This is a genomic window from Chryseobacterium sp. G0162 (assembly GCF_003815715.1).
Classification (GTDB): Bacteria; Bacteroidota; Bacteroidia; order Flavobacteriales; family Weeksellaceae; genus Chryseobacterium.
The window spans coordinates 2,341,634-2,356,192 of sequence record NZ_CP033922.1 but is presented as its reverse complement, the minus strand read 5'-3'; the positions used below and the strand labels follow the sequence as shown (position 1 = coordinate 2,356,192).

At 35.1% G+C, this 14,559-nt stretch carries 14 protein-coding genes; 11 read left to right on the top strand and 3 right to left on the bottom strand.

Annotated elements, in window-relative coordinates; translation table 11 throughout:
• The first annotated feature begins 152 nt into the window (after nt 1–152).
• Nucleotides 153–434, top strand: coding sequence for a hypothetical protein (locus EG344_RS10770; protein WP_123909430.1), 282 nt, complete (start codon nt 153–155; stop codon nt 432–434).
• A gap of 17 nt (nt 435–451) precedes the next feature.
• On the opposite strand, the gene EG344_RS10765 is transcribed toward EG344_RS10770, so the two are convergent.
• On the bottom strand, nt 452–928 hold the full coding sequence (locus tag EG344_RS10765; protein ID WP_123909429.1) for a YdeI/OmpD-associated family protein: 477 nt from the start codon (nt 926–928) through the stop codon (nt 452–454).
• Nucleotides 929–1,004: 76 nt separating this feature from the next.
• Nucleotides 1,005–3,209 carry a S46 family peptidase gene (locus EG344_RS10760; protein ID WP_123909428.1) on the bottom strand — a complete coding sequence of 735 codons (2,205 nt, stop codon included), beginning with the start codon at nt 3,207–3,209 and terminating at the stop codon, nt 1,005–1,007.
• A gap of 86 nt (nt 3,210–3,295) precedes the next feature.
• Between EG344_RS10760 and EG344_RS10755 the strand changes: the two genes are divergently transcribed.
• Complete coding sequence (locus EG344_RS10755) at nt 3,296–3,730, top strand: META domain-containing protein (protein WP_228412906.1); 435 nt, start codon at nt 3,296–3,298, stop codon at nt 3,728–3,730.
• Nucleotides 3,731–4,147: 417 nt separating this feature from the next.
• On the opposite strand, the gene EG344_RS10750 is transcribed toward EG344_RS10755, so the two are convergent.
• Nucleotides 4,148–4,855, bottom strand: a complete 708-nt coding sequence (locus EG344_RS10750) for a LytR/AlgR family response regulator transcription factor (protein WP_228412905.1) — start codon at nt 4,853–4,855, stop codon at nt 4,148–4,150.
• 195 nt (nt 4,856–5,050) lie between these two features.
• Here EG344_RS10750 and hflX point away from each other — a divergent pair, with 195 nt between their 5' ends.
• From hflX to EG344_RS10705, 9 genes are all read left to right on the top strand, one after another.
• Complete coding sequence (gene hflX / locus EG344_RS10745; RefSeq protein WP_123909427.1) at nt 5,051–6,274, top strand: GTPase HflX; 1,224 nt, start codon at nt 5,051–5,053, stop codon at nt 6,272–6,274.
• Nucleotides 6,274–6,903, top strand: a complete 630-nt coding sequence (locus EG344_RS10740; RefSeq protein WP_123909426.1) for a DUF4919 domain-containing protein — start codon at nt 6,274–6,276, stop codon at nt 6,901–6,903. Before hflX ends, EG344_RS10740 begins: the two co-directional genes overlap by 1 nt.
• A 23-nt stretch (nt 6,904–6,926) precedes the next feature.
• Complete coding sequence (locus EG344_RS10735) at nt 6,927–8,213, top strand: cation:proton antiporter (RefSeq protein WP_123909425.1); 1,287 nt, start codon at nt 6,927–6,929, stop codon at nt 8,211–8,213.
• A gap of 20 nt (nt 8,214–8,233) precedes the next feature.
• Nucleotides 8,234–8,956, top strand: coding sequence for a DNA alkylation repair protein (locus tag EG344_RS10730; RefSeq protein WP_123909424.1), 723 nt, complete (start codon nt 8,234–8,236; stop codon nt 8,954–8,956).
• Nucleotides 8,957–9,080: 124 nt separating this feature from the next.
• On the top strand, nt 9,081–9,749 hold the full coding sequence (locus EG344_RS10725) for a hypothetical protein (protein WP_123909423.1): 669 nt from the start codon (nt 9,081–9,083) through the stop codon (nt 9,747–9,749).
• Nucleotides 9,750–9,766: 17 nt separating this feature from the next.
• Entirely contained in the window at nt 9,767–11,800 is a 2,034-nt protein-coding gene (locus EG344_RS10720; protein WP_123909422.1) for a hypothetical protein, read from the top strand.
• Nucleotides 11,801–13,036, top strand: coding sequence for a hypothetical protein (locus EG344_RS10715; protein ID WP_123909421.1), 1,236 nt, complete (start codon nt 11,801–11,803; stop codon nt 13,034–13,036). It abuts the gene before it with no gap.
• Between the two features lie 17 nt (nt 13,037–13,053).
• Complete coding sequence (locus EG344_RS10710; RefSeq protein ID WP_185145603.1) at nt 13,054–13,392, top strand: DUF6122 family protein; 339 nt, start codon at nt 13,054–13,056, stop codon at nt 13,390–13,392.
• A gap of 66 nt (nt 13,393–13,458) precedes the next feature.
• Complete coding sequence (locus tag EG344_RS10705) at nt 13,459–14,529, top strand: calcium:proton antiporter (protein ID WP_123909420.1); 1,071 nt, start codon at nt 13,459–13,461, stop codon at nt 14,527–14,529.
• Nucleotides 14,530–14,559 lie beyond the last annotated feature (30 nt).

Here is a 14,559-nt window from a genome sequence, read left to right as displayed (position 1 = left end):
AACCTTTTTATATATTCCTTTTTTTTAAATAAGTTGATTATCTGTCAGGTTATTTTTGATAGCTCATTTTTAATAAATAATACGTCGAGTTCTGTCGCTACAGATCAAGATTTTTGTTTCAGGATAAAAAATATAATCAAAAATAATAGAAAATGAATAATTGTATGGTAATAGCTAAGGAATTTGTAGCCTATGAAAGTGTAGTGATAGATCTTAAATCATCTGGCGTTGCAAGCAGGCTCAATTCATTGATCTTTAAGAACCAAAGAGGAAAATCTGCACAGTTTTTATGGCAACCTGATAATATACAAAAGAGAGGATATTTTAAAGAGGTGATAAACGATCTTGGTGTGAAGATTGCTCATTATGACGGATTTCTAACAGTTACCAACGGCGGTGGGCAACAATATTTAGAAGCAGAAGTGAAAATGTAATAGGTAAAGAAAGGAGTCTATATCCCCTTTTTTCCTTCAAGAATCATCTGAATCATTTTTATCTTTCTGTTTTCTCTTGTTTCAGGCTTCTTAGCCTCTTCAATCCAGCGGATATATTCTTTTTTATGAGTATAACTCATCTTATCAAATAATACTTTTGCATCCAGATTTTCATTAAATATAAAAGCAATATCATTGGCAATCTCAACAATTCGTTCTTCCTTATCTTCAATAAGAGAAACGGAAATTTCATCTCCAAATGTTTTTCCAAGCTGTTTTCTGATTTCCTGAGTCAGCCCTAATATAGGGCAATCGGATTTCATTTTAGCTAGACTTCCGCGATATTCAACCTTCCCATCTAATGTGGCTTTAATTTTTATCTGGCCTTTTTTGTTGAATAGCTCTTCTGTTGAAAAAGGAAACTCTACAAAAGCAGCATTCATTGTTCCGTTTTGTTTAATGATAGCATTGAATAATATAGGTTGAGAACTCATGATCAGTATTTTAATATTCAAAAATAAAAAAACCGTGAAAATTACTTCCACGGTTTTAAAAATATATCAGATAAGATTATTTTTTCTTTGTTTTCTTAGGCATTGTTGTAGTACCTGAGTTTTTAGTTTTTGTATCAGCCGGAGTGTTTGCATCTCTCACAAGCTTTAATTCATCAACTAATCTTCTTGCCCCAGCAAATTTATCAATCGTCCAAAGAACGAAACGAACATCTACGTTGATTGTTTTCTGCCATTCAGGCTCGAATACGATATCTCCGCTTAATGCTTCGCTGTTTCCGTCAAATGCAATACCGATAAGGTTTCCGTCTCCATCAATTACCGGAGAACCAGAGTTACCTCCTGTAATGTCATTGTTAGAAAGGAAATTTACAGGCATATAACCTTTTGCGTCAGCATACTGTCCAAAATCTTTAAGGTTATAAAGATCGATTACTCTTTGAGGAAGGTCGAATTCTTCATCACCTTTCTTGTATTTTCCAACAAGACCAGACATGTCTGTATAGTAGTTATCTGTAACACCAAAATAGTTTCTGTCTTCTCTGATAGGAAGTTTATCTACAGTACCATAAGTTAATCTCATCGTAGAGTTCGCATCCGGATAGAATTTCTTCTCAGGCATAGCTTTTACTAACCCAGCTAAGAATAGACGGCTGTTTTTAGCGAAATTATCATCTATTTTAACAAATCTTTCATTATTCATTTTCTGATCTGCAACGATACCGTTTGCTGCTTTCCAAAGTGGATCAGCATCAAGTTTTAAAGCATCAGGATTTAATAAGAAGTTTGTAACAGAAGTTTTGTTTGCAAAAATAGAAGAGTAAGCTAAGTTAGAAACTGTTTTAGCATCTAATGCTAAGATGGTAGCAGAAGCAACATCTTTATTTACTCTTGCCTGATAAAGGCTGGTCATTGCAGCAAGCATTTCTCCTTCTAGTGGAGTGCTGAAGTTTTCATAAGCAGCTTTAATTGCAGCTTCAGTTTTAGCCTTCATAGCCAATCTTCCTTGCATATCTTGAGCAGCATAAGCTTTTAAAGCAGAACCTACCTGTAACGCAAGGGAAATATATTTAGCATTTCTAGTGAACTGAGCAGCATAGTTTCTTTCAACACTTCTGTCAGAAGTTTGTTTGTAATAGATACTGATATCATCTAAAATACCATCATACATAGTATTTCCTGGTTGAGCCGCCCATGTTTTGAACTTGTCCTCAATACCTATCTTATCAGTGATCGTTCCGTTTTTCATCACGGCATCAATGGTTCCCTGTCTGTTTTTCCAATAGTTAGCAACAGAAGCATATTGAGAAGCATAGTTAAGCTGAGTCGCTTTATCTTTATCCATGTACTTCTTCATTACGTCCATTGCCGTTTTAGAAGCTTCAACCCAAGCCGGATAGTCTTTGTTTACCATCTGCTGAATTCCGTAAGAAGTAAGGTAACGGTTTGTTCTGCCAGGATATCCAAGAATCATAGAGAAATCACCAGGCTTAATTCCTTTAAGAGAAACCGGTAAGAAATGCTTAGGCTTCATAGGAACGTTGCTAGGAGAATATTCAGCAGGATTTCCAGCAGCATCAGCATACACTCTGAAAACAGTAAAGTCCGCAGTGTGTCTTGGCCACTCCCAGTTATCCGTATCACCACCGAATTTTCCTAATGATGAAGGAGGTGCACCTACTAATCTAACATCTTTATAGTCTTGATATACAAAATAGTAGAATTCATTTCCGTTGAAGAAATCTTTTACCACTACAGTATATTTTCCGTTTTCAGAGTTTTCTGTTTGGATGGCTTTAGTTTCAGCATCAATTACAGCTTTTCTCTCTGCTCCGGTCATGTTGTTGTTTAGCTTGGATGTGATTCTTTGGGTAGCATCATCCATTCTTACTAAAAATCTTACGTAAAGATCCTTTGCATTGAATTCATCCTTCTGTTTCATGGCCCAGAAACCATTCTTCAGATAATCTTTTTCAGGAGTAGAAGCCGCAGCTACAGCTCCGTAACCACAGTGGTGGTTTGTGAATAAAAGTCCTTTATCAGAAACAATCTCTCCAGTACAGAATCCGCCAAAACTTACAATAGCGTCTTTTAAGCTGGAATTGTTAACTGAATAAATTTCTTCAGGCGTCAGATGTAAACCTTCTTTTTGCATATCAACACCGTTAAGTCTTTTGACAAGCATAAGAAGCCACATCCCCTCATCCGCCCTCATCTGAGCAAAACTCAGCAAGAAAGTGAATAGTAGAAATAGTCTTTTCATTTTATAAAATAATTTTTGTGTCGCTAATTTACTAATTTTTATGAGATTCTGCCCCGGATTGGTACGAAAATGGGATGATAATCAGCATGAAAAAAATATTATTCTCCCTTTTGGCTGTCTTATTCTTAGGACTTATGTTCAATTGTTCCGTTGTCCCGGATAAAAATCCTTATTTACAAAGACAATGGATGTTGGTTTCTTTCGATGGTTTTTCTAAAGATCAGTTGATCGCTCATAAAGCAGAGATGAACCTGACCGGAAAGATGGAAAAAGATAAGATTTATGGAACTGCATATATGGGTTGTAATCAGATGTCTTTTACTTCCGAATTTAAAAAAGGCGGAGCTGTGAAGATTTCCCAAGGAGTAAGTACGATGAAAGCCTGTCAGGATATGAATCTGGAAAGCTCTTTTCAGAAGAAGCTTGAGACTATGACAAGGTATTCTGTTGAAGGACATTTTCTTACGTTGTCTGACAACCAAGGGAATACTATGAAATTTGTAGCAGCTGATTGGGATTGATAATCTCAATGCTTACATATAAAAGTCCGCTAATGAGCGGACTTCTTTTGTTTGAAAAATCTAGTTTGGTTATCAGCTTTTCTGGGCTATTAGTTTTTAAGGGTCATTAGTTTTTAGAAATTGTTTTTTTATTTCTGCCAAAGAGGCAGTAGTGGATAGCCCGATCATTGTTTTTGTGTTCCTAGAATTTATTGTATTATGATTTGCCTGTCTGTTGGGAATTGTTTTGTAATCTCCTGAAATAAATGTTTTTTCATGGGTAACTGTTTTAAGATGATGAATTCAATTTTTTTTCCATAAGAAAATTGGGAAGACTAAATTACTACCTATCATAACCAGATTGCTGGAAAATAGACCAACTGCAAAAATAATCGACCAATGGCATTTTGATAATTATTGTTGATTTGTAATCGATTTTTAAGGCTCAAAGAAAGACAGGTTATTTTTATACGTTCTGCCGATAGGAAGCTTGATATGATGAATTAACTCTATTTCATGACAGCTTTTCCCACGGATGAGATGTTTGGGTACCGCATAGCTTCTGTGTATCCTCACAAAAGAATCGAAAAAACTTTTATGTAAAAGGTTTCCCAGAGAATCAAGAATACAGTGTTTTTTTTCAAGTGTAATGATTCGGGTGTAATCTTTGAGTGCCTCCAGGTAAAGAATATCCGTCTTTCTGATCTGAAAGATGTTTCCACTTTCCTTAATTTTAATAAAATCATGCCCCAATATAGCATCATAGTGTTCACATTTTTCTTTTACCTTGAAAAACTCGAAGAGCCTCTGCATGGAGTAATGAAAACGTTCTGAAGTGAGGGGTTTGGTGATAAAATCCAGGGTGTTGATCTCAAAAACACAGGCGGCCACTTCCGGATGGGAGCTTACAAAGATACAAGCAGGAATTCGATGCGCTAGTTTGCGAAACTCCAGGCCGCTCATCCCTTTTAAATTGGTTTCGGCGATCAGAAGATCAATGGGAAGTTCGAGATAAGGAATTGCTTTTTCAGCCGAATCAAAAGAAGCGACAATTTCTATATTCTCATACTGTTTAATATAATGCTGAAGAACCAGCCTGTCCAGTTCATCATCATCAATAATCATACATTTAATATGGGTAATCATGATTTTCTGGAAATTAATTTTTAAGTTAAACGTTTAAAAATCAGAAAATTATTATATAAAGTTATTGATTTTTTATAAAATAATAAATAATTGAGATTAAATTTATATTAAAAAATGTTATTAACGAAAAATTGATTTTGTTTTTTTTCTGAAAAATATTATCTTGTAAAAATCATAAACATAGACAGAACTTTAATGTTAGAAAAGAAAGAACATAATTATGAGAAGGCAGTCCTGGTGGGTATTATTACTCAAAATCAGGATGAAGAAAAACTGGTGGAATATATGGATGAACTGGAGTTTTTGGCTTTCACAGCTGGGGCAACCGTACAAAAGCGGTTCACTCAAAAATTAACACAGCCTGACTCCAAAACCTTTATTGGAAGCGGAAAAGCACTCGAAATAAAAGAATATGTAAAGGAAAACGAAATCGGAACAGTAATTTTTGACGACGAACTTTCTCCTTCACAGCTTAAAAATCTGGAAAGAGAAATGGAGGTTAAAATCTTAGACCGTACCAATCTTATTCTCGATATTTTTGCCCAAAGAGCACAGACTTCTTATGCAAGAACTCAGGTAGAATTGGCTCAATACCAATATCTTTTACCTCGATTGACCAGAATGTGGACTCACTTGGAACGTCAGAAGGGAGGTATCGGGATGAGAGGTCCCGGTGAAACGGAGATTGAAACTGACCGTCGTATCATTCGTGACAGAATTACTTTATTGAAGGATAAACTGAAAATCATCGATAAGCAAATGGCTACTCAGCGTAACAATCGCGGAAAAGTGGTGCGAGCAGCTTTGGTAGGATACACGAACGTTGGAAAATCTACCTTGATGAATTCTATTTCAAAATCTGAGGTATTTGCTGAAAATAAATTATTTGCGACCCTGGATACCACAGTACGAAAAGTTGTAATCGGAAATCTTCCGTTTCTGCTTACGGATACTGTAGGTTTTATCAGAAAATTGCCTACTCAGCTGGTAGAGTCATTTAAATCTACGTTGGATGAGGTTCGTGAAGCAGATCTTTTGATTCATGTGGTTGATATTTCTCACGAAAGTTTTGAAGATCACATTGACTCTGTTAATCAGATATTAATGGATATTAATGCTCATCAGAAGCCAATGATTATGGTGTTCAACAAAATTGATGGCTTTAGCTATGAGAAAAAAGATGAAGATGATCTGACCCCTGGTACAAAGAAGAATATTTCTCTTGATGAATGGAAAAAAACGTGGATGGCCAAATCAAAGCACCCCACCGTTTTCATTTCTGCTTTGACCAAGGAGAACTTCCCTGAAATGAAAAAAATGATCTACGATGAGGTTATGAAAATTCATATCTCCAGATTCCCATACAATGATTTCCTTTTCGAATACTTTGATGACGAAGAGGAAGAAAACAACAATTAATGAAATATCATTTTTTCCTTTTATTCATTCTGCTTTCGGTTTTTGGGTTCAGCCAGAAATCAAAAGTAGACTTTAAAGCCATTGAAAAGAGCCTTAAAAGTTCTGATTCTCCATATAATTACGAGAAACTTATTTTTAAGTACAAAGGATATCCGAAATCTCTGGATAGTATAGAAGCACAATATCTTTACTATGGAAGGAGTTTTAGAGAAGATAAGATAAGTACTTCAGACGAAGGTTTCAAAAATCTGGCAGAAGCTTTTAAGCAAAATAATTTTGAAGAATGTATCAAACAGGGAAAGGCTTTGTATGAGAAAGACCCTACCAATCTGGACATTTTGCTAATCTTGCTCAGAGCATATGATTCTCTAAAGGATGGGAATAATTTTATACATCACCTGAGTCAGTTTCGGGCTTTGGCAGATGGAATAAAAAGTTCCGGAGACGGAAAGTCTGAGAAAACGGCTTACCTGGTGAATTCGGTGGGAGACGAATACATTCTGCTGAATATTCTGAATATAGGAAATGATTACACCAGAGGATCAAAGCCATCGAAGGATGGCATGTTTGATATCTGGGAAAAAGGCGGTCAGAAGATATACATCAAGGTCCTTTACTTAGACTTATAAATTAATTTTAAAAAGAACACTGAGTGGAATTATATTATTCATTTTCAGCATTAATCGTATTAGCATCCATATTTGCCTATCTTAATTACAGATTCTTAAAACTTCCGAGTACCATCGGGATTATGGTAATTGCCATTGTGGTTTCCATTTTTCTGGTATTATTTGGAGAAACGATACTTCCAAGAACTTTTGGACATCTTCATAATCTGATGAACAGCATCGACTTTACGGAGGTTCTGATGGGAGCGATGCTTAATTTTCTTCTTTTTGCAGGAGGAATTCACATTAATATCAACGATCTTAAAGAACAATTCAGGCCTGTACTGATATTTTCTACTGTAGGCGTTGTGATTTCTACATTTGTAGTAGGTTTTGGGATGTTCTATTTACTCCCATATGTAGGTATTCAGCTTCCATTTATCTACTGTCTTGTTTTTGGAGCACTGATTTCACCTACCGATCCGGTGGCAGTTCTGAGTGTACTGAAACAGGCGAAAGTTTCCAAATCGCTGGAAACAAAGGTTGCCGGTGAATCTCTTTTCAATGATGGTATGGCCGTTGTGGTCTTTACAGTTGTATTACAGCTTGCTGTTGGTAAAGAAGTAGATCTTGGAGTAGAAAGTATTGGACTGCTATTGCTTCATGAAGCCGGTGGTGGTCTTTTATTGGGTGTTTTATTAGGATGGGTTACTTCCAGATTAATGCGTGAAGTGGATGATTATATTATTTCCGTACTGGTAACACTTTCTGTTGTGATGGGAGGTTATCTTATTGCAAGACAGATGCATATTTCAGGACCATTAACGATGGTAGCTGCAGGGTTATTTATGGGGAACTTTAATAGGAACTTTAAAATGAAATCTGTTACTCAGGATTACTTAATCAAATTTTGGGAGCTTATTGATGAAATTCTGAATGCAGTATTATTCTTATTCATTGGATTTGAACTTCTAATGATTAAAGATTTGAAACACTTCATGATCCCAGGCTTATTGGCCATTTTTGTAGTTCTGTTTGCAAGGTTTATTTCCATCTGGGGACCTACGAAGTTTACTTCTCTGAGAAGGAGTTTTAGCCCACAAACGGTAAAAGTTTTAGTTTGGGGAGGAATTCGTGGTGGTGTTTCCATTGCATTGGCGATGTCTATTCCTAAAAGTGAATATAGTGAGACAATCTTAAGTATTACGTATTGTGTAGTGGTATTTTCTATTATTGTTCAGGGGCTTACCATAGCGAAGGTTGCCAATCCTAAACAGATTGTAAAAGAAGAAGAGGAGCAGGAAAATAGTGTTTTAGAGAAGAATGCTTAGTTTTTAAAATTAGATGATCCATGCATACGGGTATTGTTAAAGAAATACAGGTGGCTCTTGCAGTTTTATCCATTCCTGAAAAAGCTGAATTCTTTCCAAGATTTTTCAAAACAGGAAAGGGAGAATACGGTGAGGGAGATCTGTTTTTAGGGGTAAAAGTTCCTGATCAGAGAACTGTTGCTAAAGAATATTACTCAAAAATCAGTTTGAAAGAATTGAGTGAAGTACTTTCTTCAGCATATCATGAACACCGGTTAACAGCTCTTTTTATGCTGATTTCAAAGTTTGAAAAGGCAAAAGACATAGTCGTAAAAGATGAAATCGTGGAGTTTTATCTTAAACATCTTCAGTATGTTAATAATTGGGATCTGGTAGATTCCAGCTGTTATAAGATTCTTGGCAGATATGCTTATGAAAATAAGAAAGAAATCCTATTGAGAGATCTTTCTAAGGCGGATGAGATGTGGCATAAGAGAATTGCGGTTGTGGGAACCATGCATTACATTAAAAAGGGATCTTTTGACCTCACCAAAGAATTTGTTACAAGAAATCTAAAGCATCCCCATGATCTGATGCACAAAGCCAATGGCTGGCTGTTGCGGGAAATGGGAAATAAAAATGAACAGGAACTCATTGGCTATCTGAATGAGTTCTATAAAGAAATGCCAAGAACCTGTCTGCGCTATGCTATCGAAAAACTGGACGAGGATCTTCGCCAGGATTATTTGAAAGGACGTATTTAAAAATAAAAAGTAGTAGAGTTTCCGGTCTTAAAAAGTACCGGAAAACAGCTATTTATGCTCAAAAAAATAAAGATTGTAAGGATTTAAGGCCAGAATTAAGTAATTTTGTGGTTTTAAACCAATCATGAAAAATTTCCTTAAATTATTTCTTCTATTTTTCCCCTTGCTATTCCTGACAAGTTGTTTTGATATTCTTGATAAAGTGAATGTAAAAGCAGATGGTACAGGAGAATACACCATCATTCTTAATGCCAGCAAGAGCAAGACAAGATTAGCTTCAATCTCCAAGATGGAAACCATCAATGGGAAAAAAGTTCCCAAAAAAGCTGAAATTGAAAACAAAATCAATGAAGCGGCTAAGATTTTTAAAGGAACTCCGGGAATCAGCAATGTAAAAACGTCCCTGGATTTTGATAATTATATCATCAAACTGAGCTGTAATTTCAAAAAAATTGAAAACATCAATGCAGGGCTGGAAAAACTAAAAGCTCAGAAAATATTGGGCAAAATGATTCCAACACAAGTCTACAGCCAGAATCTTGAGAAAAAGACATTGACAAGAAATAAAGTCAATACCTTCAAAGAAGATTATGATAAGATGAGTAAGGCAGATAAAGAAGTTTTTAATGATGCGCGATACACTTCCATCATGCAATTCGAAAATGCCGTGAAATCACAAACAAACAATACTTATGTGCTTTCTCCTAACAAAAAAGCACTTAAACTGGATGCTGATATCCTGGATTTGATTCTTCAGAAAAAACAAATACAAAACACAATTCTTTTTCAATAAATTTCTAAACTATAGTCATGAAATCTATCTTATTAAAAACGCAAAAAATTATTTTCATACTTTTTGGCTTTACATTGATTTTTGCTCAAAACAGCATGAAAATTCCGTCTGATGCTGTATTTTATATGGAAGTCAATGGAAAACAGCTTAATAATAAAATAAACTGGGATAAACTGAATCCTTTGCTGCATGAACTGAGCAAGAAGAGTAAAGAAAAACCTTCATGGACAGATTATTCCAAAACAGGAATCAAATACGATGCTGTTCAGTATCACTATGCAAGTTTTAATGATTCTATTAAGACTTACAATACTCATTTTATCATTGATAATAACGAGAAATTCCAGGATTTTGTCAATTCTATGAAGAAAAAGGGACAGGAAGTTTTCAAGAAAAAGAACTATTCTTATGTAGATATTGATGATGATATCTTTGTTGCCTGGAATGGAAGTAGAGCCGTTCTGAGCATGATAAGTTATACCAAACCTTACAAAGATTTGTGGGCTGCAGAAGCCGTTGCAGACAGTACGGCAGTTGCCGTTGATGCTGTTGCGGTTGATTCTGTTGCAGTAGATGCCACCACAGATGGTGTTTATACTGATGAACCGGAAAAACCTTTTAATTATAAAGAGGAAATTAAAAGTCTGAAGGAAGATATTAAGTATCTGAAAGAAAGTATTAAAGACAATAACAACGAGATCGCAAGAATTCAGAAAGATATTAAATACCTGCAAAAGCATCATCAATATCCTAAAGAAAAAGAAAGTGCAGAGAATCCTGAAAACGGAGAGGAGATGCCTAACGAAGCTTATGATGAGGAATATGAAAAAGCCTACCAGAAAGAACAGGATTCTATCCGCAAAGAAAACTTCAAAGTTGTTCAAAAGAATGCTGAGGACAGGTTTGATCTATATTTCAATTCAAATTTAGAGATTGAAGTTCCTAAAGAAATGCTTTCATTCAGAGATGCTAATTCTGATGTTTTTGTTTACACAGATTACGGAAGAATTGTAAATGAGGGCATCTATGGTAAAATGACGAAGTATTATACCTACGGGCAATTCTTCAAAAATATGTACAATTCTAACTATGCATACAACCTGTATTTTGATAAAGACAAAGTAAGGCTGGTTAATAATTATCAGCACAAAAATACTGAGATTCAGAAGAATATTTCTGCCATTTATAAAGGAAAGAAAAACAAAAAACTTCTACAGCTTATCAATGAAAAAAGTGTTGGTTACTATGCGATGAACGTAAATGGAGCGAAATGTTTTGACATGATGTACAGCTTACTTCAGAATTCAGGAGAAAATGAGTACAAAAAAGAAATGGAGCTTATTATGGAAACCATGAAAATTGTTCTGGATGAAGAAGCCATTACGAAAATCGCTCCAGGAAACGGAATTTTTGTTTTGAATGAATTGAAATCCAAAAAAGTAGAGTACACTGATTATGAATATGATGCTGATTTCAATGAAAAAGAGGTAAAGAAAACTAAGGAGATCGCTGTTCCGAATTTCACTTTTGCCTTTGCAACGGAGAACGAAGGATATTGGACCCGTATTTTTGATTTGCTGACTACCAATAAGAAACTGTCTAAAAGATTTTCTAAAAAAGGAAACCTATACACTTTTAAAGAAGATAAAAATGGAGGGTATATTGACCAGCTGTTCTTTACTGTAAAAGATGGAATTGTCTATCTGATGAGCTCTGCAGACAATATCTTACCTGTTAATCAGTCTGATATTTCCAGAAAATGGGCGAAAGATTCTGCCAAATATCCTTTATCCGGAAGATTGGATATCCAAAAACTTTTAACCGGTTTAGATAAAGAATTCAAAAGTCCTAAAGAAAGAAAAGCATTGGATGCGATCAGAAAAAGTGTAGGAGAATTGTATTATAAAACTGAAGTTAAAGGAGAAAGTATCCAGACAGAAATGAATTATAATATCAAAGGTTCTTCGGAGAATAGCTTAATGTATTTCTTTGATGTGTTCGATCAGGTTTTTAAAACAAAAGAAATAGAAAAGAAACCACAAATCTTATAGATGAAAAAAAAGAAGATTATTGTCCCGTTGCTTTTGTTGCTTGCTGTTGCTGTGTATTTTGTAGGTTTCTATAAAGACAAAAACCTTAAATATATTCCTGAACATGCAGATGCAGTTGTTTTAATTGATACTAAGAAATTAACGGGACAATATCTCTTCAGTTTTGTAACGCACCCTTCAAAGTGGTCTGGAAATAAAACAAAAAACAAAACCGGTTCGGTGAGAGATTCGGGAATCAAAATTCCGGATTTTTTGCAGATTTTTCATATTAAAGATACCAAATTCTCCGAGTGGTACAGTGTTTTAGAACTTAAAGATCCACAAAGGCTTATTGCCTTTTTAAAAAAGCAAAAGTTTACTGTTAAAGGGAATAATCACTTTCAAAAGGACCAGATTTTCTTAATGATAGAAGGTAGTCATTGCATTGTAGGAACTTCTGATCTTGCTTTTGAAACAATTAAGAAGGGACTTCTCCAATCTCCTGCAAATCCGGTTTGGGAGGCAGATCAGTTTATTCAAAATACATTGGGGAGTATTTCTGTTATTTCAGGACAGAAAATTCAAAACTTTTCTATCGAATTACATGATGATGAAATTGAAATAAAAAATAATTCAAACCCTGAAGCTTTTCACTCCATCGCTTCAAAACTTGAGAAAAGAAATCAGTTTCTGGAACTTGAATTAGATAAAGAGAACCTCAGAAATTTCAGCCTTTTTTTCCATAAGAGTATCGTAGATTCCTCGCAGGCAACTTCTTTAAAGGCTACTGCAAATATTGAACAGGTCAATGATACCATTATCAGTTATGAATATGATGATAATTTTAATGAGGTTGAAAAAAAGAGCTTCCAAAAGATTACACAACCTAATTATATCATTGATATTCAAAGTAAAAATCCTGAGAAAACATGGGGGTATTTCCAATCTAAAAAGTGGATTAATGGAGAAAGCCAATTCACAGCAATTCCTTTTCAGCCCAATGAGATCACCCGAAATAATAATGGGGTTATCATAAAATCGACCAGAAAACCTGTAATATTATCCCCTCAATTAAAAGAAAATTACATCCTGATCAGAAACAATGCTTTGTTGTATTCATCTTTGAAAGCATTGAGCAACACGGAGAAAAGGATTATTTCTGACATCGATTATGTGCTGTATGGAAATAAATCACAGAATTATTGGGTGAAAATAAAAGCGAAGAAAGGAGATTTACCCTTAATTTTACGGTGGTAACTGAAAAATATCCATTAATGGCTCCGTCAGAAATTGCTTTGCTCAAAACCTGTACACATTATTTTTTACATTTTGTATTTCCAGTCTTTATAGCACTGGTCTTTTATCCTAAAAACTGGAAGAAGGTATATCTTATTTTATTGGCGACCATGCTGGTAGATCTGGACCACCTTTTTGCCAATCCCATTTTTGATCCGTCACGGGAAAGTATAGGTTTTCACTTTTTACATTCCTATTATGCCATTGCGGTGTATTTTTTGATGTTATTTTTTAGAGGAAATGTCAGAATTATAGGAATTGGATTATTATTTCATATGTTGACGGATTATCAGGACTTTAACTTCTGGCCTCATTAAAATATTATTAATATTTTCTTTTGATATTTAAAATATTATAGATTTTTTGTATTTTGTAGTCACTTTATGAGACCAAAAGAATTTTTACACTACACTTATATTTTTCCTGTCCTTGCGGTAGGTTACTACTTTTCCGGACTAATGGGAAGTGGTGTTATTTATGATGTTATTGCCGGTATTTTACTTATTGGAAGTGTTTTATCTGCAGTACATCATGCAGAAATGGTGGCTCATAAAGTAGGAGAACCCTTTGGAACAATTATCCTTGCCCTTTGTATTACGATTATTGAAGTAGCGCTAATCATCTCACTGATGATTGCCGGCGGGGATCAGGCGATCACGCTGGCCAGAGATACCGTTTTTGCTGCTGTTATGCTTATTCTTAATGGTATTTTGGGAATCTGTATATTGGTGGGTGGTGTTAAATATCATGAACAGTTTTTTGCCAGAACTTCCGCTACAACCTATTTGGTGAGTACGGTTTCAATTCTTATTCTTACCCTGGTTCTTCCTAACTTTACATCAAGCGTTAACGGACCGTTTTACAACCAGGCACAGCTTATTTTTGTATCGATTGCCTGTCTGATCATCTATGGTGTTTTCCTGATGGTACAGACCGTGAGACACAGAAGCTATTTTATTGTTCCCGATGAACATCCTGAAGAACATTATATTCCTACATTAACTAAAACACTGATCAGTTTTGGCTTTTTAGTCGTTTGTCTGGTTATCGTTGTTTTGATGGCTAAAGGTCTATCTGATACCATTGAAGGAATGGTACAGAGTGTAGGGGCTCCTAAATCTTTAGTAGGAGTAATCATTGCTGCTGTTGTTCTTCTTCCCGAAGGTGTTGCAGCAATACGTGCCGCGAGAGCCAATCAAATCCAATCCAGTTTAAATCTTGCACTAGGTTCAGCGCTGGCAAGTATCGGATTGACGATTCCTGCAGTTTCTGTAGTGTGTATTACCTATGATATTCCGTTAGTTCTGGGATTGGATAAAAAAGATATTATTTTACTTTCTTTATCGGTATTTATCGTAATGCTTTCATTAAGCCGGGGAAAAACAAATATCCTGTATGGAACTGTACTATTAGTGAATCTGGCTGCCTATATCTTTACGGTAATTGTTCCTTAAAGAGAGCTGCCTCGTAGTATGAATTTCATC

Coding starts and splice junctions, on each gene's coding strand:
- hflX (WP_123909427.1), top strand. CDS start 5,051: ATGTTAGAAAAGAAAGAACATAATTATGAGAAGGCAGTCCTGGTGGGT.
- EG344_RS10755 (WP_228412906.1), top strand. CDS start 3,296: ATGAAAAAAATATTATTCTCCCTTTTGGCTGTCTTATTCTTAGGACTT.
- EG344_RS10760 (WP_123909428.1), bottom strand. CDS start 3,209: ATGAAAAGACTATTTCTACTATTCACTTTCTTGCTGAGTTTTGCTCAG.
- EG344_RS10750 (WP_228412905.1), bottom strand. CDS start 4,855: ATGATTACCCATATTAAATGTATGATTATTGATGATGATGAACTGGAC.
- EG344_RS10705 (WP_123909420.1), top strand. CDS start 13,459: ATGAGACCAAAAGAATTTTTACACTACACTTATATTTTTCCTGTCCTT.
- EG344_RS10740 (WP_123909426.1), top strand. CDS start 6,274: ATGAAATATCATTTTTTCCTTTTATTCATTCTGCTTTCGGTTTTTGGG.
- EG344_RS10730 (WP_123909424.1), top strand. CDS start 8,234: ATGCATACGGGTATTGTTAAAGAAATACAGGTGGCTCTTGCAGTTTTA.
- EG344_RS10715 (WP_123909421.1), top strand. CDS start 11,801: ATGAAAAAAAAGAAGATTATTGTCCCGTTGCTTTTGTTGCTTGCTGTT.
- EG344_RS10720 (WP_123909422.1), top strand. CDS start 9,767: ATGAAATCTATCTTATTAAAAACGCAAAAAATTATTTTCATACTTTTT.
- EG344_RS10725 (WP_123909423.1), top strand. CDS start 9,081: ATGAAAAATTTCCTTAAATTATTTCTTCTATTTTTCCCCTTGCTATTC.
- EG344_RS10770 (WP_123909430.1), top strand. CDS start 153: ATGAATAATTGTATGGTAATAGCTAAGGAATTTGTAGCCTATGAAAGT.
- EG344_RS10765 (WP_123909429.1), bottom strand. CDS start 928: ATGAGTTCTCAACCTATATTATTCAATGCTATCATTAAACAAAACGGA.
- EG344_RS10710 (WP_185145603.1), top strand. CDS start 13,054: ATGGCTCCGTCAGAAATTGCTTTGCTCAAAACCTGTACACATTATTTT.